The sequence below is a fragment of the Peribacillus sp. NPDC096447 genome, from assembly GCF_044762725.1.
Classification (GTDB): Bacteria; Bacillota; Bacilli; order Bacillales; family DSM-1321; genus Peribacillus.
Window position 1 is genome coordinate 307,136 of the sequence record NZ_JBIWEV010000002.1, and the last position, 18,685, is coordinate 325,820.

The 18,685-nt window shown below is 40.7% G+C and carries 18 protein-coding genes; 6 read left to right on the forward strand and 12 right to left on the reverse strand.

Annotated features, from left to right (window positions below; all coding sequences use genetic code 11):
- Positions 1–181 precede the first annotated feature (181 nt).
- Positions 182–1,876: a M3 family oligoendopeptidase gene (locus ACIQZD_RS08395; RefSeq protein WP_402900669.1), complete on the reverse strand. Its 1,695-nt coding sequence runs from the start codon at positions 1,874–1,876 to the stop codon at positions 182–184.
- Between the two features lie 216 nt (positions 1,877–2,092).
- Entirely contained in the window at positions 2,093–2,530 is a 438-nt protein-coding gene (locus ACIQZD_RS08400) for a MarR family winged helix-turn-helix transcriptional regulator (protein ID WP_034314147.1), read from the reverse strand.
- A gap of 155 nt (positions 2,531–2,685) precedes the next feature.
- Here ACIQZD_RS08400 and ACIQZD_RS08405 point away from each other — a divergent pair, with 155 nt between their 5' ends.
- The 3 genes from ACIQZD_RS08405 (at position 2,686) to ACIQZD_RS08415 (ending at position 6,392) form a co-directional block, all read left to right on the forward strand.
- Positions 2,686–4,179 carry an ATP-binding protein gene (locus tag ACIQZD_RS08405; RefSeq protein ID WP_402900672.1) on the forward strand — a complete coding sequence of 498 codons (1,494 nt, stop codon included), beginning with the start codon at positions 2,686–2,688 and terminating at the stop codon, positions 4,177–4,179.
- A 143-nt stretch (positions 4,180–4,322) separates the two neighbouring features.
- Positions 4,323–5,546 (forward strand): MFS transporter, encoded by a 1,224-nt coding sequence (locus ACIQZD_RS08410; RefSeq protein ID WP_402900675.1) that lies wholly within the window; start codon positions 4,323–4,325, stop codon positions 5,544–5,546.
- 114 nt (positions 5,547–5,660) lie between these two features.
- Positions 5,661–6,392, forward strand: a complete 732-nt coding sequence (locus tag ACIQZD_RS08415; protein WP_402900677.1) for a ZIP family metal transporter — start codon at positions 5,661–5,663, stop codon at positions 6,390–6,392.
- A gap of 304 nt (positions 6,393–6,696) precedes the next feature.
- Here the strand turns inward: ACIQZD_RS08415 and ACIQZD_RS08420 are convergent, their stop codons facing one another.
- Together ACIQZD_RS08420 and ACIQZD_RS08425 are read right to left on the reverse strand one after the other, a co-directional pair.
- Positions 6,697–6,936: an aspartyl-phosphate phosphatase Spo0E family protein gene (locus tag ACIQZD_RS08420; RefSeq protein WP_101224501.1), complete on the reverse strand. Its 240-nt coding sequence runs from the start codon at positions 6,934–6,936 to the stop codon at positions 6,697–6,699.
- Positions 6,937–7,563: 627 nt separating this feature from the next.
- Complete coding sequence (locus ACIQZD_RS08425; protein ID WP_402900679.1) at positions 7,564–9,723, reverse strand: PAS domain S-box protein; 2,160 nt, start codon at positions 9,721–9,723, stop codon at positions 7,564–7,566.
- Between the two features lie 272 nt (positions 9,724–9,995).
- Between ACIQZD_RS08425 and ACIQZD_RS08430 the strand changes: the two genes are divergently transcribed.
- Positions 9,996–11,021, forward strand: coding sequence for an acyltransferase family protein (locus ACIQZD_RS08430; RefSeq protein WP_402900682.1), 1,026 nt, complete (start codon positions 9,996–9,998; stop codon positions 11,019–11,021).
- 194 nt (positions 11,022–11,215) lie between these two features.
- Positions 11,216–12,976: a B12-binding domain-containing radical SAM protein gene (locus ACIQZD_RS08435; RefSeq protein WP_402902029.1), complete on the forward strand. Its 1,761-nt coding sequence runs from the start codon at positions 11,216–11,218 to the stop codon at positions 12,974–12,976.
- A gap of 37 nt (positions 12,977–13,013) precedes the next feature.
- Here ACIQZD_RS08435 and ACIQZD_RS08440 read toward each other — a convergent pair whose 3' ends face one another.
- Positions 13,014–13,160, reverse strand: coding sequence for a hypothetical protein (locus ACIQZD_RS08440; RefSeq protein WP_157831111.1), 147 nt, complete (start codon positions 13,158–13,160; stop codon positions 13,014–13,016).
- Positions 13,160–13,318: a hypothetical protein gene (locus ACIQZD_RS08445; protein WP_094246584.1), complete on the reverse strand. Its 159-nt coding sequence runs from the start codon at positions 13,316–13,318 to the stop codon at positions 13,160–13,162. The genes ACIQZD_RS08440 and ACIQZD_RS08445 overlap by 1 nt, the downstream gene beginning before the upstream one ends.
- 122 nt (positions 13,319–13,440) lie before the next feature.
- Between ACIQZD_RS08445 and ACIQZD_RS08450 the strand changes: the two genes are divergently transcribed.
- Positions 13,441–13,776 carry a DUF3905 domain-containing protein gene (locus ACIQZD_RS08450; protein WP_402900686.1) on the forward strand — a complete coding sequence of 112 codons (336 nt, stop codon included), beginning with the start codon at positions 13,441–13,443 and terminating at the stop codon, positions 13,774–13,776.
- 60 nt (positions 13,777–13,836) lie between these two features.
- Here ACIQZD_RS08450 and ACIQZD_RS08455 read toward each other — a convergent pair whose 3' ends face one another.
- The 6 genes from ACIQZD_RS08455 to ACIQZD_RS08480 are packed head-to-tail and all read right to left on the reverse strand — an operon-like array spanning position 13,837 to position 18,680.
- Positions 13,837–14,814 carry a quinone oxidoreductase family protein gene (locus ACIQZD_RS08455; RefSeq protein ID WP_350301874.1) on the reverse strand — a complete coding sequence of 326 codons (978 nt, stop codon included), beginning with the start codon at positions 14,812–14,814 and terminating at the stop codon, positions 13,837–13,839.
- Between the two features lie 16 nt (positions 14,815–14,830).
- Positions 14,831–15,610, reverse strand: coding sequence for an enoyl-CoA hydratase/isomerase family protein (locus tag ACIQZD_RS08460; protein ID WP_402900691.1), 780 nt, complete (start codon positions 15,608–15,610; stop codon positions 14,831–14,833).
- A 17-nt stretch (positions 15,611–15,627) separates the two neighbouring features.
- The gene (locus ACIQZD_RS08465) at positions 15,628–16,407 is read right to left on the reverse strand and encodes an SDR family NAD(P)-dependent oxidoreductase (RefSeq protein ID WP_402900694.1); all 780 of its coding nucleotides are present in this window, start codon (positions 16,405–16,407) and stop codon (positions 15,628–15,630) included.
- A 28-nt stretch (positions 16,408–16,435) separates the two neighbouring features.
- The gene (locus ACIQZD_RS08470) at positions 16,436–17,194 is read right to left on the reverse strand and encodes a 2-phosphosulfolactate phosphatase (RefSeq protein WP_402900697.1); all 759 of its coding nucleotides are present in this window, start codon (positions 17,192–17,194) and stop codon (positions 16,436–16,438) included.
- A gap of 3 nt (positions 17,195–17,197) precedes the next feature.
- Positions 17,198–18,259, reverse strand: a complete 1,062-nt coding sequence (locus ACIQZD_RS08475) for a phosphotransferase family protein (RefSeq protein ID WP_402900699.1) — start codon at positions 18,257–18,259, stop codon at positions 17,198–17,200.
- Between the two features lie 19 nt (positions 18,260–18,278).
- Positions 18,279–18,680 carry an acyl-CoA thioesterase gene (locus tag ACIQZD_RS08480; RefSeq protein ID WP_402900702.1) on the reverse strand — a complete coding sequence of 134 codons (402 nt, stop codon included), beginning with the start codon at positions 18,678–18,680 and terminating at the stop codon, positions 18,279–18,281.
- Between the last annotated feature and the right edge of the window lie 5 nt (positions 18,681–18,685).

Genomic DNA, 18,685 nt, shown 5'->3' on the forward strand with positions numbered 1-18,685 from the left:
TTTACTGTGCTAACATTCTCTCATTAATGTAAACTGAACCCCCCTATGCATTTCTCCGTGAGGCTTCAAAAAGCACTTTTCATGCCCAACATTTCAAACGTATGAAAGATTTAAAAAAACGCTTGGAATTATCTCCAAGCGTTTTTTCAAGTATGCGTTTCGTATCATACAGCCTAATATTTCATAATGCCTTATCATCTACAGTGGAGAGCCATTCGTCTATCACCTTCACAACGGACTCTACAGTCCCGTCAACAAATGGGGATTTCAGATTCGCAGATTCAACGAGATCAAGGAAAGACTTGCTGCCTCCAAGTTGGCACAGATTCAAATAATCCTCCCAAGCCGTTTCATCTTTTTCAGTCGACCTTTTCCAGAATTGGAAAGCACAAATCTGGGCCAATGTATAGTCGATATAATAAAAAGGTGATTGATAAATGTGGCTTTGCCGCTGCCAATACCCGCCATTCTCCAAGAATTCATTTTCTTCATAATCGCGATGCGGCAAATATTCCATCTCGATCTTACGCCAAGCCCGCTTTCTTTCAAGTGGGGAGGCATCAGGATTTTCATAGACAAAATGCTGAAATTCATCAACAGCCACCCCATACGGAAGGAATATGAGGGCACCGCTTAAATGTGAAAACTTATACTTTTCCGTATCTTCCTGGAAAAATAGCTCCATCCATGGCCAAGTTAAAAATTCCATGCTCATCGAATGGATTTCACATGCTTCATATGTGGGCCAATAATACTCAGGAATGTCAAGGTCACGGCTGCGATACACTTGAAATGCATGACCTGCCTCATGTGTCAAAACATCTATATCCCCGGAAGTACCGTTGAAATTGGAAAAGATGAATGGAGCTTTATAGTCTTCTATAAAAGTACAATAGCCTCCGCTCTCTTTTCCTTTCTTCGCCACAAGGTCCATCAGGTCATTATCTATCATATAGTTGAAAAACTGATCCGTTTCAGGCGAAAGCTCCTGGTACATCTTTTTCCCATTTTCGATGATCCACCCGGCATCGCCTTTTGGGATGGCATTACCCGTTCTGAAATGAAAATTCTCATCATAATAGTTCAGGTTCTCCAATCCAAGACGTTCGCGCTGACGTCCCTTCAGCCGGGTGACAAGCGGTACCACTTCCTCTTTCACCTGCTTGCGGAATGCAGCAACCATTTCAGCATCATAATCAGTCCTTGTCATTCGATAATACCCAAGTTCCACGAAATTCCCATAACCGAGCGCTGTCGAAATTCCATGCCTCACCTTGACAAGTTCGTCGAATATACGATCCAATTCCTCCTGCTTTTCTTCAAAGAAACCGTAATATGCCCCACTTGCATTTTTCCTTAATTCACGGTCCGAGGACTCCATAAAAGGCTGAAGCTGCGCTAGTGTTAATTCTTTTCCATCAAAGGGGATTTTTGCAGAGGCAATCAATTGTGAATATTCACTTGATAATTTATTTTCTTTTTGCAGCTGTGGTATGATTTCGGGCGAAAAAGTTTTGAGTTGGGCCTCTGCCAGGTCAAATAGTTGAGCTCCCCATTTCAACTCAAGCTCCTTGCGATATTTCGAGCGAACGAGTTCATTGTAAAATTTGGAGGTTAACTCTTCCATTTCAGGGGAGAAGTCATCTAAATAATCATTCTCCGCTTTATAAAAATCATCATTGGTATCAATGGAATGCCGTATATACACCAAATTAAACATCGTACCTACATAATTTCGAATTTCATTTATTTCTTCCATGGCTTTTATTTGTGCATCGGCATTAGCAGCGTCAGTAAATTTTTCCAAAGCTTTCATGAACCGTGTTTTAATTTCATCCATTTCAGGACGTTTATATTCATACTCATTAAATTTCATATGTACGCTCCTTTTCACGATATAAAAACATTTTTTCCTGTATAAGCCAGAGTAACATTTTCCAATCCAGGTCACATTCATCATTATCGCGGTTATCGTAATATAATTTAATTCGCCACAGCGTTATTAAAAACCTCTATGTCCCCGAAACAAATTCAGGTTTTATCAGACATAAAAAACCAGCACCTGCAGTCAATCCGGGTGCTGGTTCTTTAGCTAATTTTGAGCGGAATACCCAATCTTTTTAAGCAATTCGATCACGGTGGCCTTTTCATCTTGCGTAAGTACACTCATGATATCATCGATTCTTTTTTCATGCTCAGGAAATACTCCTTCAATGAAGGCCTTTCCTTTATCCGTTATTTTTGCAAAGGTTACACGGCGATCCTCTTTACATGCTATTCGCTGTAGATATTCCTTCTGTTCAAGTTTATCCACAACATAGGTAATGCTGCCGCTCGCCAGCAGGATCTTTCCGCCTATTTGCTGAAGAGGCTGATCCCCTTTATGATAAAGTAATTCCAGTACGGCAAACTCAGTGGGATTCAAACCCTCTTCAGCTATATGTTTATTTACCACATCATTAATGGATCGATGAGCTCTAGACATCACGATGAACAGTTTCAAAGACTGTTGGATGTTATTATTCTCCATAACTTCACAACCTTAAAATTTTTAATTAAAATATCTTGAATTAAAAGTTATTATATGACATAAAGACTTTTTTGTCAATCTGCCCTGTTAGTATGCACTATTGTTTAATCAATCATTTTGATATACTTGAAAAAAAAGCTAAAGTAGTGACAAACATGAAAACAAGGCATAAATTCACCACATATCTACTTATTGTTATTTTACCATTAATTTTTCTCTCTATCATTTATTGGATGCATTTAGAACGTTCCATTCAAAAAGAAAGACAGGAACAAGCTAAATGGGCGGGAACGGTTTATCAAGAATACATAGATCAAGTTATCAGTGAAACGAAGGAAAGCCTTGAGCTGCTTAGCCTTAGCAGTTCCATGCTTTATATGGATGACAAACAAACAGAACTTCTTTTGAAATGGATCAAAGATACAGATTCCAGGTATGCAGGAGTGTATTGGCTAAATCGTGACGGTGTGTCCATTTCAGGGACGAATAAGAATTTCCATCATTACTATTTAATTGAACAGAATGATATTGAGCGTGCCCTAAAAACACAAAAAGCGGTTGTTGCAGGAACAAAAGTGCTACATAACCATGATTTTAATTATTTTTCCATTTTTGCTCCCATTCTGGATCAAGATAGAAAAGTGCAAGGGTTTTTACTGGCACATATCAGGCTGGATCATATGGAAAAAAGATTAAAGAACCTTAACCCCGGTCATACCTTAAAATTGGAAACAAAGGACAAAACCCGAATTTTAGAGATAAATGCCGAAGGATTCACTGGACATTCAACATGGCTGGATGTCCCTTTGACAGAAGTCGATTGGACACTGTCGGTCAAAGTGCCCGACAAGATTAACACAAATAACATGAATGTTTTTTTAATGCTTGTCTTTTTCACCTTCTTTTTTACTCACATGATCTATATCATCGTGGAGGAACTGATCGTTCGCAGGAATACCAAAAAACAAAAGTTACTAAACGAAAGCCAAAAAATAGATTTTGTCGGTACATTAGCTGCCAGTACTGCACATGAAATAAAAAACCCACTTACCGGCATAAAGGGGCTAGTGCAATTATTGGTTGAAAAACACCCTGAAGAACAAGATCAGTTCTATTACTCTGTCATCATGAAGGAAATTGAACGGATCAATAGCATCGTCAGCGAATTTTTGATTTTAGGGAAGCCAATGGCCCAGACTTTATCCTTATATGACATTCGCAGTATCATTGCTGAATTGAGACCAATAATAGAATCAGAAGCACGTCACTTCAATATTGAAGTGGAATGGAATATCATAAAGGAGCCGATCCGGGTTCATTGTACAAAGGACCAACTCAAACAAGTCATTCTCAACATTGCCAAAAACGGTTTCGAGGCCATGGAAGTTGGGAAAAAGTTAAGGATTCAAATTCACCATGAAAATGAATGGGCTAAAATCATGATCATCGACACCGGGCAAGGACTGAATGAAAAAGATATAGATAAAGTGTTCGATCCCTTCTATACATCGAAAAAGGAAGGAACCGGATTAGGGTTATTTGTGTGTAAACGAATTATTGAATCTTTTAACGGTACAATCGAGTTTTCAAGTAAACCTCAAAACGGTACAACCGTTACAATCAGCTTACCGCTGATAAAACATTCCTAGCAATACTTTTGAAAGCTTTCATTTTTTTATGAAGACCAGTTACGATTCCGATTTATTTTAAGATGTCATGCATACGGTGCATGCCTCTTGAATTTATTTATTGAATAGGTAAAAATCTCAATCAGGAAGAAGGAAATAAACAGATGGGAAGTATCGCTGCCATTAAAACAAAGCCGCAAAAACAGGATATGACTCTTAAAATCATGATCATCATAGGCATATGCCATTTAATGAATGATTCTCTACAGGCCGTCGTACCGGCCATGTTCCCAATCCTCGAAAAATCAATGTCGTTAACGTATACACAGCTGGGGATGATAGCATTCTGCCTGAATATCGTCTCATCGCTTCTGCAGCCGGCAGTTGGGTTCTATACTGATAAAAAGCCCTTTCCATATGCATTGCCCATTGGGTTGACCAGTACTTTAATCGGGGTCATCATTCTTGCACTTGCCCCAAACTATACCATTATCCTTGGTGCAGTCATCTTGATGGGCTTAGGGTCAGCCATATTCCATCCGGAAGGCTCCAGGGTTGCCTACATGGCAGGCGGATCAAAGAGAGGCCTGGCACAATCAATTTATCAAGTCGGAGGGAATAGCGGGCAGGCACTTGCCCCGCTCATCACAGCCATCGTACTTGTTCCTTTTGGGCAAAAAGGCGCACTCTGGTTTGCCCTGGTTGCCTTAATGGCCGTTATCCTATTGCTGTATATTGCCAAGTGGTATTCCCAAAAATTAGTTCACTTCCAGCCTAAAAAGCTTGCTGCAAAAGTCATCAATAAAGAACGGTCCCATAAAGTGGCAAAAGCCTTGGTATTGATATTATTCATTATTTTTGCCCGTTCCTGGTATGTATCTTGCATGACGAACTTTTATAGTTTTTATTTGATCGAGCAGTATTCATTCACGATAAAATCCGCACAATTTTTCCTATTTGCCTTTTTAGCCGCTGGTGCTGTAGGTACGTTTTTCGGAGGTCCGCTTGCTGATAGATTCGGGCGCAAAAATGTCATTTTCTTTTCATTCGCTGCCAGCATGCCACTAACCGCACTTTTACCATTCGTACCCCCTACAGCCGCTTTTATCTTATTATTGATGGCGGGATTCATTATAATGAGCAGTTTTTCCGTCACTGTTATATACGCACAGGAATTGGTCCCGGGAAAAGTCGGGACGATGGCTGGCTTGACTGTTGGGTTGGCCTTTGGAATGGGTGCCATTGGATCCGTTACATTGGGAGCCATTGCCGATATAATTGGAATCGAATCCATGATTAAGCTAGTGGGATTCCTGCCATTGCTGGGGATCATCAGCATGTCGCTGCCGACTGATCAAACATTGAAAAAATGGTATGCAGAAGAATAACTGAAAAATTGTTATTTCCTGGAACATATTCTTTTAGTCTAAATACAATAAATTATTGTTTCACCCTAAATTTTACAAATAAGTAACGATAAGTACCATACAAAGGAGAAATTTATGAGTGGAGTTTTATTAGGCAGCATCCTATCTGCTATGTCTACAGGGTTTGGTGCGTTACCGATCTTGTTCATTCAAGGTTCAATCACACATCGATTCAGAGACACGCTTCTGGCATTCACCGCTGGAATCATGATGGCTGCTTCGTTATTGAGCCTGATCCCGGAGTCTCTGGCCACCGGAGGGTATATTCAGCTAGTCATTGGAGTTTTTCTCGGGGTATTGACATTAACGATCATGGAAAAAAACATTCCTCATATCGATCTCAGCCATACGAAAAGTGGCATTAAATTCGATGAAAAGGCTTTGCTCATCATCACTGCCATTACACTTCATAATATTCCTGAGGGTCTTTCTGTCGGGGTCAGTTATGCTTCTGATACAGCTGATACAGGTAACTTGATCGCTTTTGCCATCGGCCTGCAAAATGCTCCGGAAGGATTACTGGTGGCTTTGTTTTTAATTAATCAAAAAATTGGTAAACTCACAGCGTTCCTGATAGCAACCTTAACCGGTACCATCGAAATAGTTACAGGGTTATTGGGTTATTATTTAACCTCTTACATTGGGTTCCTGGTTCCATACGGCCTAGCTTTCGCCGCCGGGGCCATGCTTTTCATCGTTTATAAGGAATTGATTCCTGAAAGCCATGGGGATGGTAATGAACGCACATCTACCTATTCCTTCATTGTCGGCCTTTTGTTCATGGTAATATTATTGGAAGTTTTGTAATTCCCCCACCTGCCATGGCTGGCTCCATCAAGTGAGTCAGCCCTTACTTTTTATTTATCAGTGTAATCCATTCAGAAAAAGTAGGTCTCTAAACCAATCCCGATGCATGAAGGACACCCTCTGGTGACCTCCCTCGATATATACCCCAAGCCTATGAAAATTTCAAAGATATTTCTTGTGTATATGGTTCTTTCTTTAATTGTTTTAAATGATATGTTCGTAAAGGTTCCTTCATAGAAATCGCAAAAAGGGGATTGTCTCCCTGCCTGCCAAATTAAAAAGTCATGCATGCATTCAGTTCCCTCTAAAAGGTTATGTCATCATTAAAGGGCTGCTGCACTATAACAACCATTTCTTCCCGCTTATTTCTCACTTCCGATGAATGATGTTGAAGTATCAAATACTCATTTATTAGTTTATCAAGCTGCTCACTTTGGCGAAGGGTATACTCATGACCTAGTCCATACATTTTGGCCAACTCCATCATTTCCCAACGCTTCATTCGAATCTCAGAACAAATTTCCATTGCACACCTAGAATTCATAACTACATTCACTACTCCTGCCCTTTTAAAGTTACATTATAATAAAGAAGTATTACAAAATATGCCTTATATGTAAATAGATTCGCAAAAAAAGACAAAACTTCTTAAATTGCGATAAAGCTTCACCCACCAGCAGACAGAATATGACGGAAATTTCTAACCATAAAACTCTTAATTATCAGGAAGAAATCCTATGAAGCCAGCTCCGAAAAATGATTCGAAAGTTCCCCAATTTGAGGGGGTTATTAGTTTCCGCTTAATTAATTCGGCAGCTTCCCTTTAATGAAAGCACAACATTTTAATGAGCTTAATTGTGGTTCCAAAATAATGATGATGGAACAAAAAAAGGAATCCAATAAAGGATTCCCCAGACTGTAGAAAATTCGAAGAAAAGCCAGTTTGCCTGCAGTATTTTAGGATAAGAACTATATGTCCACTCCAGGCACTCGCTTTCCGTTCCAATCCCTTTGTTTAATAAATTAGATAGAACCTATTTTTACGAAAAGCGTTTCAGTTTTTTTCAGAAATCCGCCCCCTTTCCGCCGACTGCCTGCCAAGCCGCATCAAAGCAGGATCTAGCGTTGTCTCGGCTAGCCAGTTATTCGGCAGTAATGTCGCAACTATCTTCTACTCGAAAGGCAAATAAATATGAAAGCTCGTCCCTTTTCCCACTTCGCTTTCCACTTCTATATAGCCATTGTGCTCTTCAATGATTTTATAGCTGACCATGAGCCCGAGTCCCGTTCCCCTATCCTTCGTCGTATAAAAAGGTTCACCCAATTTTTTTAGCATTTCCGTTGAAATCCCCATGCCTTTATCGGTAATTGAAATGCAACCGTATTTCTCTGAAAACCGGCTTGTTTTAATTTGAACAGATCCGCCATCCGGCATGACTTCCAATGCATTTTTGATGATGTTAATAAACACTTGCTTTAACTGGTTCGCTTCACATAAAACCTTAAATTCCTCTTCTTCAAAGTCTGTCTCGAATTGAATATTTTCCAACAGTGCCTGAGCGGCCAGTAACTCTAGTGTCTCTCTCAATATTGTATGAACATCCTGTTTGAAAATTTTTAGCGCCTGCGGCTTTGCCAGTACCAAAAATTCCGTGATAATGGATTCGATTCGCTTAATTTCGGATGTAATCACATGAAAATATGTGGAAAACTCCCCCTTGACACCATCCTCTAGCAACTGGATAAAACCTTTTAAGGCTGTCATTGGATTCCTGATTTCGTGAGCAATTCCGGCCGCCAGTTCACCAACGACATTCAAAGTATCCGATTTCCTGATCTGTTCCTGCATTTCGAGATTTTTACTCACATCTCGGAAAATGCTTAAATTCAGGTTCGAATATAAATTTTTCCTTGTCAAAAATTCAATATGCTTTACTCTTCCATCTTCGAACGTTATTGGAATGATGGATGAGTAGACCTCATGCTTATAAACATTTTCAATGTGAGCGTTCAAGACTGGAGCATTTTCAGGAATTTTTTTGATGAATCCCTTAACAGATAAAGAAAGCAGTTTACGCTTTGAAATCTCCAATATTTTTTGACCCGCTTCATTAATATCGGTGAACCCTTCATGATTCCAGAGAATCAAGCCGTCCAATGTTCCCTCAAAAATCTTCCTGAACTTCTTCTCACTATCCCTTAATTCCTTCTCAATCAGCCAGCGCTCACTGACATTTCGAAATATCGTTACGTTATACCCGTCACCTTCATGTTTTTTGGCAGTCAATTCAAGCAATTTAATTTGATTATTAGGCATTTTATAAATCAGCTCACCCCGAACTTGGGTGTCTCTTTCAAACGTTTCCATCATCTGACCGAAATGGTGATTATTGCTGTACACGTATTTCCAGATATAACTGCCTATCAAATCCTCTCTGCTGGATTCGAATATTTTACATGCTGAATGATTGACCCGAAAAATGATTCCATCATCATTCCAGAATATGATCGCATCCATGGACTGGTCGAATAATTCCGCAAAAATCCGTTCGCTCGTCTCTAACTTTTTTTCTATTATATTTGATTCTGTAATTCTTCGAAGCACCGACATATATAATTCATTTCCTACCGTTGAACTTATGGAAAAAGTAAAGTGATGCAGTTCATCCCCAACCTTAATCTCTACCTCTCCTTTGAAGTTCGACTCATAAAAGGCTCTTTGTATGCTCTCATCCCAATATCCCCGATAATCAGGGGATATGAGGTCCCTCATATTCTTGCCGACAATCTCTTTTTTCGGGATGCCCATGACATGGATAAAAGCATGGTTCACTTCCATGATTATTCCTGAACTGTCGAATAGAACGATACTTTCTATGGCTGTATCAAAAATGTCCAAAAACATCTGCCTTGACATCCTTGTTTCCCTTGACGAAGAAACATCCAATGTCACATCCCCCAAACGATAGAACTGCTGTCCTTCGGAAAGATCGCCTATACGTATAAACTCTATTTGCTTAAGGGCTCCGGTATGAAGCTGGATAATTTGCCTTTCAGATTCATTCGAGGTTATTAGGGATCTTGACACTTCATGATTATTTAAAGGGATGACATCGAGAAAATCAGTTATCTTCATGGACTCCAGCTGATCTTTCGATGATTCCAGCAGGGCACATGAAGCATCATTGGCAAAAGTGATACGCAGTTCCTCATCAACTCTAATATAAGGCTCTGACATTGAATTGAAAATATTCAAAAACCCTTCGATTTGTTTATTCAATTTTATAATTTTCTGTTTATATCCCGTTTCATTCTCATAACCGATATTCATATTAACCCCCCTCATCAAAACCTCTACTTACCAACTTTATTCGACATCCATCTTGATTTTCCTCGGTATTTTCGAAAATCATAAAATACCAAAATTATCCTATATATCAAATTATAGTATATTGAATACTATAAAACTTAGCGTTAAGCTTAATTTAAGATTTTTATAATAAATTTAATAAATATTGATTTCGTACAAGGTATTTAGGGTATAAGAAATAACAATGCTTTCTTTTCTAGCTACCTTTAAAAATTTATTAAATGGAGGCAACAATGAAACAACGTGATTTTTTCTTCGATAACGCCAAGTTCATTCTCATGGCTTTTGTCGTCTTTGGACATTTGCTGAATACGTATATACATGACAGTGAAACGATTTATGCTTTATATAAAACCATTTACTCCTTTCATATGCCTGCTTTTATCCTGGTTTCAGGCTTCTTTGCGAAAGGTTTTTATCAAAAAGGGTATTTAGGTAAAATTACTAAAAAACTGATTTTACCCTACATCATTTTCCAATTGATCTATACCGTTTACTATTATTTCTTATATGAACGCTCTGCCATCACCGTAGACCTGCTTGATCCCCAATGGTCGCTATGGTTCTTGATCAGTTTATTCTGCTGGAACATCATGCTGCTTGGTTTTTCAAAGCTAAAGCCATCATTAGGCATAGGTTTATCTATTTTGATCGCATTATTGATTGGATATATTGACAATATTTCCAATTACCTTAGTCTCTCCAGGACATTCGTTTTTTTCCCGATGTTCTTGATTGGATACCATTTAAGCAAGGACCATTTAAAAAAACTATTCACTCCCAAAGTTCGTTTGGCTTCACTTAGTGTCATGTTAGTGATTTTTATCGGTTTTTATTTAAATACCGATATCAATTATAAATGGCTGCTCGGTTCAAAACCATATGCCGAACTCGAAGATGCGACAACCGTGTCCATGTTCAAACGCCTAGGATTTTATGGATTGAGCATAATTTCAGTGTTCAGCTTCCTTTCATTCATCCCACGCGGACAATATTTCTTTACGAATTGGGGTAAACAAACCCTTTATGTCTATCTGCTGCATGGTTTCTTCATTCGGTTCTTCCGTGAAAGCACCATACAGGAATACTTCAGCAATACAGAGAGCTTCATCATGCTCGCCGGCCTCTCTTTCTTGATTACGGTGTTATTATCAAGTGAAATGATCGCTACGATGGCTCAGCCGATCATCGAATTGAAGGCGACCAAAACAAAACGTTTCATGACTAAAACAAAAGAATATATTAAACAAGCTTTTTAAATAAAACGGATGAAGCATTTTCTGCTTTATCCGTTTTCATTTCATATTGGCCTTCAAGGTGAAAAGATTACCCTTCAATGCAATAACTCATTTTTCAAATGAAGCACGCTATGGTAAAATTACTCGTTAGTTCTTGTTGGCTTAAAAAGACATGTACACGAAAGGAGTCAGGCGTTTATTTTACGCCCTTTAACATGAATATAATAATCAGTACTCTTAATGCAAAATATATCCATACATCGCTATCCATCCGATATTTAAAAGCTTATGCCCAGCCAGATTATGATGTACAGCTGGCAGAATATACAATAAAAGATCCGATTATGAACATAGTTGGTGACCTTCATTCCAAAAAACCTGATGTAATCGGGTTCAGCTGCTATATTTGGAACATCGAGGAAACAATGAAGGTCGTAGCCATGCTGAAGAAGATCAATCCAGGATTGGTTATCATCCTGGGCGGACCTGAAGTCACCTATGATGTTGGGGAATGGCTTGATCAGATTCCCGGGGCTGATTTCATCGTAATTGGCGAAGGTGAAGTCACCTTTAAGGCCCTTTTATCTGAAATCGATGGTTCGAATGACTATAAGAAGGTCGGCGGCATTGCGTATCGGCAGGATGGGAAAAAAATCATCCAGCCTCAGAACGGCAAGGTAGATTTGAAATCCCTCCCTACTCCATATCGTTTGGAGGAAGACCGTGGCGACCTATCTAAACGTGTCACCTATATCGAAACTAGCCGAGGTTGCCCTTTTAGCTGCCAATTTTGCCTTTCTTCGATTGAAGTGGGTGTCAGGTATTTTGATCGTGAAAAGATTAAAGAAGATATCAGGTACCTAATGTCTAATGGTGCAAAGACTATTAAGTTCGTTGACCGAACCTTCAATATCAGCCGAAGCTATGCCATGGAAATGTTTCAATTCTTAATCGATGAACATCTTCCCGGTGTGGTTTTCCAATTCGAGATCACGGCGGACATCATGCGTCCGGAAGTTATCCAGTTCTTGAACGATAATGCCCCAGCAGGTTTGTTCCGCTTTGAAATAGGGGTACAATCGACGAATGATCATACGAATGATCTAGTTATGAGAAGGCAGAATTTCGAAAAACTGACAAGGACCGTAACCATGGTAAAAGAAGGTCAGAAAATTGATCAGCATTTAGACCTTATTGCCGGTTTACCAGAAGAAGATTATCATTCTTTCAGAAAGACCTTCAATGATGTATTCGAGCTCAGACCCGAAGAGATGCAGCTTGGTTTCTTAAAGATGCTTCGTGGCACTGGCTTACGGATACGTGCCGATGAACACCAATATATATACAGCGAACATGCTCCCTATGAAATCCTGGGGAATAATGTTTTATCCTTCGATGACATTGTCCGCATCAAACAAGTTGAAGATGTCCTTGAAAAATACTGGAACGATCATAGAATGGACCATACCACGGAATATCTTGTCCAAACGGTATTTCAATCACCGTTCGACTTCTTTCAAGATTTCGGTACCTATTGGGATGAACAAGGGTGGTCACGAATCGGACATCAGCTTGAAGACTTGTTCAGACGTTTACAGCAGTTTTTGGCTTCCCGGGAATCTGCCGAACTGAAAAACATTATCGGACTCATGAAATTGGATTATTTCATGAATCAAAAATACAAACCACGTAAACCTTGGTGGGAAGCTTCATTAGATAAAAATGGCCGGAAAGAGATTTATGAAGATATTCTGAATAACCCTGAACAGCTTGGTTCCTCTTTCACAGCTTTGGCCCTTAATGAAAAGGAAATACACAAACACACATTGCTCGAGGCACTTCCCTTTGATTTGGAAACGTATTTAGCTGAGGGAACAATCGTCGATAAACCATCGTTCATGCTTGCCTATTTTGATCCGAGTGGTAAGGGATCAACGATTTTCCCTCTCTCAAAATCTGGCAGCATCATTCTTTAAGAATAAGGACGGACCCAAGAATTGGGTCCGTCCTTATTTACTTATCACTTTCACGTTTTTTATTTTCTTTTGCCAAAATTTCATAAATTTTTGTTGCGTTCATATCGCCGCTGAATTCAATTCCAAATTCCGTTCGTACATGTTCCCCCATCTTTTCCCCGCTGTCCCGTTTTTCTTTATCCATTAACTTCTTCCTTTTCTGCCTTGCTTTGAATTGCGGTTGGCACCTTTCATTGCGTTTTCCTCCATTGCGAACTCATTGGAAAATTCATTTTCAGCTTGGTTTCTTTTTGGTGTTTTACTTGCTTTGACAGCACCATCCACATTGGCTTTCCGTTTCATTTCATCCACCCTTTTTAATATAGTTTACATCTTTAGAATGGGGTAAAAATGCCGGAAATTATTCAGGGATAATATAGGGACAGACGAGAAAAATAACCGTAAAACGGAAAGGGAGACGCTATATGAAAAAAAAATTGGATTCACCAATTATCGACGATACACAACCACACCAAATTAACGCACCAAGCTTTAAAGGAACAGGCATAAAACCACTGGCTCCATTCGTTAATGATTATGGAGTCGTCATCGGCGACAGTAAATATGCATCCGAAAACTCACCACTTGAAAATTGGAGTGAAGATACAGATCCGGAAATCATGGCTGGAGACGAATGGATACACCCCACCAATGATATAGGCTGGAATTCCACTGAAAACCGTGAATTGTTAGAGGCTAAAAGAGCACCGCAGCCGCCTTTCATGCATCCCGATAAAGATGTCAGCACAGATACGGATTGAGTCGTTCTAGAAGGGCAAAAATCCCATTATCATACAAGGGGTGCATCACACCCCTTCTTCTCATTTAACCTGCAAAATCAACTTCCCTTTTGTTTGACGGGCGTTCATTTCCTCATGGACGGCTGCTGCCTTTTCAATTGGATAGATGCCGCCGATGGTTAGCTTAAGTTCCCCAGACGCGACGTATGCAAAAAGTTCTTGAATGCTGGGCAACAGTAAATCTGGGTGTTTCATGATCTGTGGCAGGAAAAAACCTACGACGGATTGATTGCGCCTCATTAATTGCTGCGGGTTCATCGTATAAGGCTTACGGCTGGCATTACCAAAAACAACTAGACGTCCAAATGGTGCCAAACATTTCAATGTTTTATTGAAAATATCCCCTCCAGCCATTTCCAGCGCCACGTCGACTCCCTTTCCTCCCGTGACCTCACGGACTTCCATTTCCCATCCTTCTTTCGTGTAATCGATGAGTTCATCTGCCCCCATCTCTTTAGCCAGTTCCAACTTTTCCACTGTGCTGGCTGTGGCAATCACTTTTCCAGCCCCGAAGATTTTGGCTAGCTGGACAGCAATCGTTCCTACTCCACCTGCAGCAGCATGGACCAATACCGTATCCCCCTGTTGCATGCGTCCCATTGTCTTTAAAATATGATAGGCGCTTAGACCTTGAAGGGGCAGGGCAACAGCTTCATGGAACTGTATGGCATCAGGAAGCGGAATGGCCGAGAATTCATCCGATAGGGCGTATTCTGAATATCCACCTGACTCAATTAAACTCACGACCCTTGTACCAGGTTTGATTTTAGTCACCTTTCCACCAACTTCCACCACAACGCCAGCCACTTCCGCACCTGGAATGAACGGAAGCGGCGTAGGTACTACATATTGCCCTTCCCTTCTGGCTGTATCTGCATAATTGACGCCGACACAATCGATTTCAATCAGAACTTCATGCCCAGTTGGCACGGGTCTTTCCATTTCAGTCAATTTCAGTACTTCCGGTCCGCCGTATTCTTCAAAATGAATGGCTCTCATCTTTATCCCTCCCTTATTAATTCCCTGTGAATTCCGGTTTTCTCTTTTCTTTGAATGCTGCAACTCCCTCCAGATGATCTTCTGTTGAAGCCATCAAGGTTTGCGTGATGCGCTCCTGTTCGAGTATTTCATCAAGTGTAGCCGTAAATGAATGACTAACGAGCTTTTTCATCATTCCATAAGCTTTTGTCGGTCCATTTGCCAGCTTTTCCGCAAGTTTCAATGATTCTTCTTCAAGTTGATTGAGTGGGTATATATAATTAATGACACCTAACTGGTATAAGCGCTCCGCAGAAATCGGTTCGGCAGAAAAGAAGAGCTGCTTTGCAAGGTGGGGCCCTACTAATTTAGGTAAAAAATAAGAACCCCCTCCATCAGAAATCAGGCCTACCTGTGAAAAACTCATGGCAAATTGACTATCATCGGAAGCCACGATCAAATCACAAGCGAGTGCCAAATTGAATCCTGCCCCTGCCGCAAATCCATGGACGGCAGCGATTACGGGAACCTCAGAAGCATCCAGAGCCATTATGCATTCGTTCATTCTGCCGACATGATCATACAATTGACCTGCAGAGGCCTTCCCCATCGACTTTACGTCTCCTCCTGCAGTGAACGACCTTCCCGCCCCTTTGATGATGACGGCCCTTATATGTGGTGTATGTTTTACATCCTTAATCGCTTTCGTTAAGCTTGCAATCATATTCGGACTAAACGCATTCAAGCTTTCAGGACGATTCAAAGTCAGGATCATTACATTATCGATTACTTCTGTCAATAAGTGTTCTTTTAACATTTACCCATCCCCTTTTTCTATTTGATCAACCAGCCGCCATCCACCAATAAATCCGTCCCAGTCATATAGGAAGCCTCCGGGGAAGCAGCAAAGGTAATGACATTACTTATTTCCTCCGCTTTCCCCACTCGTTCCAGTGCCGTGTTCCGTTGAATGGACTTTACGAATTTTTCATTTTGCAATCCATCCTCCGTTAATGGAGTTTCAATGAATCCAGGTGATACGGAATTGACCCGAATGCCGACTGCAGCGAGTTCCAGTGCCAATGATTTAGTTAAACTGATGACACCTGCTTTAGCAGAGCTGTAATGCGGGATGAATGCCCCTGCCTGATGCCCTGACAGTGAAGCCACATTCACGATTGCCCGATTGGCGGAGCCTTCATTACCACTGCCCGCTCCTTCTTCCATCACTTTCCCCAAGTACTTGGAAACAAGAAAGACACTTTTCAAATTGACATGCTGAATCATATCCCAATCAGCTGCAGATGTATCCAAAAGCTTCGAGGACTTCGATCCACCTGCGTTATTGATTAAAATGTGAAGGTCACGATATTGTTCCTTTACATACATGGCCAGCTCTATTACATCCTCCTCGACGGTAACATCTGCAGGGAAAATGTCAGCCACGGGAATCGTATGCCTGGCATTGATTTCTGCAGCCGCTTTCTCCAGCTTTCCTTTCGTCCGCCCTACCAACAACACTTTTGCCCCTTCGTCCGATAGGCGCATCGCTGTAGCTTTTCCAATTCCGGAGCCTGCACCTGTCACCACCGCTATTGATTGTGAAAACCTCATCCCCTTCACTCCTTATCTGGATTTTGAACTACGTTTCCTGCCTCTTCAACTCAGCTTCGATCCTTCCATCCACCAACTCCGGGACAAGATCCAACGAACCTTTTTGCGCCGCCAATTCCAAATCGGCGATCAAACTATGTTTGTCAAACAGCTGGCCGACATACGATGATTTCAGGATATCAAAGGCATTTTCGCTATTCGTGCGATAAAGCGCATTGGCAGCCTTTGCTGCATCGTTGAGTATGAACGAGCCTTGCGATCCAGCAATCAGGCAATCTATCAAATGGCCTGCACCGTAAAAATCTTCCAGACTGAATTCACCTGAGTTTCCCGAGCAAACGATGATGATCGTTTCTGTTTTATGATGTTTTTTTATTTTTTCCGCAACAGACGGATTATTCAATAAAGAAGCGATATAAACCTTTTGGGCAGAGGCTGAATTTCTCAACGCAACCGTTCCATTAGTCGTGGAAAGTATTAATGTTTTGCCGCGTACCAACTTACTCAATAGCGTCGGACTCGGATACATTAAATCATCAACCGGCTTAGCTTTCAGTTCCCCTGCAACTACAACATCCCCATGGTCCAATTCCTGGCTTTTCACCAAGGCATCCACTGGATCCATGACAGGTATCACCTGGCGTGCTCCCTCATGAAGTGCTGAAATAATCGTAGTGGTCGCTAATAATACATCAAGTACGACCGCAACTTTCTCCCCTTCTCGAAGCTTTTCCCCATCTATCTCTTCTTTTTTTAGCAACAAATGAATGTTTTGTATATATTCCATATATTAAACTTCCTTCGCAGCTACATTTGCTGCATGAGTGAGTAAGCTTTTAACCGTTTTTCCGAGATTGGAGAAACGGGGATCATTAGTCTGGCCTTTTTTATATCGATAATAGATTTGCTGAAGAATGACAGCCAACTTAAAGTAACCGAATGTTAAATAAAAATCGACGTTGGAAACATCCCTGCCGCTTCTTGCTGCATACATTTCGATAAATTCCCTTCGTGTCGGGAAACCAGGTAAAGTCGTGACGGACGCTTTACCCACACCGATTTTGATAAGTTCCGGATCACCGCTTTCCGTCCAGTAGCTTAAAGCCACTCCTAAATCGGCTAACGGATCACCAACGGTGGACATTTCCCAATCAAATAAACCAACCATCTCTGTAAGGTCCCGGTTAAACATGGCATTATTGATCTTATAGTCATAATGGATAATAGAAGTCTGGCTATGTTTCGGGATATACTGTTGAAAATAATCGATAAGCGGTCGAATTTCCTTGATTTCATCAGTTTTTGCTCTCTCATAGCGGGAAATCCATCCGCGCACCTGTCTTTCAATGAACCCTTCAGGTTTGGAGATTTCCACCAACGCAGTTTTCTCATAGGGAATCGAGTGAAGGTCAGCAAGCCGATTGACCATGACATGAGAAAGCTGTCGGCACTTTTCGACAGTTGGCTCGATTTCCTTAGGAAATTCGGTATCTATTACAATTCCATGTTTCCTTTCCATTAGGAAAAAAGGGGCCCCGGCAATCGATTCGTCATCCGAGAACAGAATAGGCTCGGGAGCCGCTTGGAAATATGGGTTGATTGAAGAAAGGATATGATGTTCACGCTTCATATCATGTGCCTTTGGCGCAACAGGACCAAGCGGAGGCCTTCTGAGAACAGCCTCCCACTCGCCCATTTTCAGCTGATAGGTCAAATTGGAATAACCCGTTGAAAATTGTTGCAATTCTAATGGCTCATTTGGAAGGTCCAATATATTTTTTCTTAGGAAACCTTCTAATGCATCAATATTCAGTTCCTCGCCTGGTCGAACAGGAATCGTATCGTCAACCATGTTCTTCCACTCCTTCATTCTAATTATGAACAAGATGTGAAATGAGTTTTTCTTTAATCATTTCAGGAATAGGTTCACTTTTTTGATTCAAAAAATTAAAACAGACTAAAACTGCACTTCCCTTAGCAATGATTTCCCCAGTTTGTGCGCAGAGGATATCATGGGCCATTTCACAACTTTTCGTCCCTACCTTTTTTATAGATGAACGAATGGTCAAGAGTTGATTGAAATATCCCTGAGCAATAAAGTCGCAGTTAGTGGAGGCTAACAAAAAGTTCCATGACTCGACATTCGTCGCTAGGCCCAAAGCTTCAAAAAATTTCATGCGCGCTTCTTCGAGGTAAATGAAATAACTTGTGTTATTGATGTGGCCCAAAGCATCCGTTTCGGAAAAACGGACGTCGACTTCCAATTCATGCATAAGAC

Excerpts from the sequence above, each read along its gene's own strand:
- ACIQZD_RS08450 (WP_402900686.1), top strand. The coding sequence starts at position 13,441 with ATGAAAAAAAAATTGGATTCACCAATTATCGACGATACACAACCACAC.
- ACIQZD_RS08405 (WP_402900672.1), top strand. The coding sequence starts at position 2,686 with ATGAAAACAAGGCATAAATTCACCACATATCTACTTATTGTTATTTTA.
- ACIQZD_RS08480 (WP_402900702.1), bottom strand. The coding sequence starts at position 18,680 with ATGCATGAATTGGAAGTCGACGTCCGTTTTTCCGAAACGGATGCTTTG.
- ACIQZD_RS08430 (WP_402900682.1), top strand. The coding sequence starts at position 9,996 with ATGAAACAACGTGATTTTTTCTTCGATAACGCCAAGTTCATTCTCATG.
- ACIQZD_RS08455 (WP_350301874.1), bottom strand. The coding sequence starts at position 14,814 with ATGAGAGCCATTCATTTTGAAGAATACGGCGGACCGGAAGTACTGAAA.
- ACIQZD_RS08445 (WP_094246584.1), bottom strand. The coding sequence starts at position 13,318 with ATGAAACGGAAAGCCAATGTGGATGGTGCTGTCAAAGCAAGTAAAACA.
- ACIQZD_RS08440 (WP_157831111.1), bottom strand. The coding sequence starts at position 13,160 with ATGGATAAAGAAAAACGGGACAGCGGGGAAAAGATGGGGGAACATGTA.
- ACIQZD_RS08425 (WP_402900679.1), bottom strand. The coding sequence starts at position 9,723 with ATGAATATCGGTTATGAGAATGAAACGGGATATAAACAGAAAATTATA.
- ACIQZD_RS08470 (WP_402900697.1), bottom strand. The coding sequence starts at position 17,194 with ATGGAATATATACAAAACATTCATTTGTTGCTAAAAAAAGAAGAGATA.
- ACIQZD_RS08395 (WP_402900669.1), bottom strand. The coding sequence starts at position 1,876 with ATGAAATTTAATGAGTATGAATATAAACGTCCTGAAATGGATGAAATT.
- ACIQZD_RS08420 (WP_101224501.1), bottom strand. The coding sequence starts at position 6,936 with ATGAATTCTAGGTGTGCAATGGAAATTTGTTCTGAGATTCGAATGAAG.
- ACIQZD_RS08400 (WP_034314147.1), bottom strand. The coding sequence starts at position 2,530 with ATGGAGAATAATAACATCCAACAGTCTTTGAAACTGTTCATCGTGATG.
- ACIQZD_RS08460 (WP_402900691.1), bottom strand. The coding sequence starts at position 15,610 with ATGTTAAAAGAACACTTATTGACAGAAGTAATCGATAATGTAATGATC.
- ACIQZD_RS08465 (WP_402900694.1), bottom strand. The coding sequence starts at position 16,407 with ATGAGGTTTTCACAATCAATAGCGGTGGTGACAGGTGCAGGCTCCGGA.
- ACIQZD_RS08435 (WP_402902029.1), top strand. The coding sequence starts at position 11,216 with ATGAATATAATAATCAGTACTCTTAATGCAAAATATATCCATACATCG.
- ACIQZD_RS08475 (WP_402900699.1), bottom strand. The coding sequence starts at position 18,259 with ATGGTTGACGATACGATTCCTGTTCGACCAGGCGAGGAACTGAATATT.
- ACIQZD_RS08415 (WP_402900677.1), top strand. The coding sequence starts at position 5,661 with ATGAGTGGAGTTTTATTAGGCAGCATCCTATCTGCTATGTCTACAGGG.
- ACIQZD_RS08410 (WP_402900675.1), top strand. The coding sequence starts at position 4,323 with ATGGGAAGTATCGCTGCCATTAAAACAAAGCCGCAAAAACAGGATATG.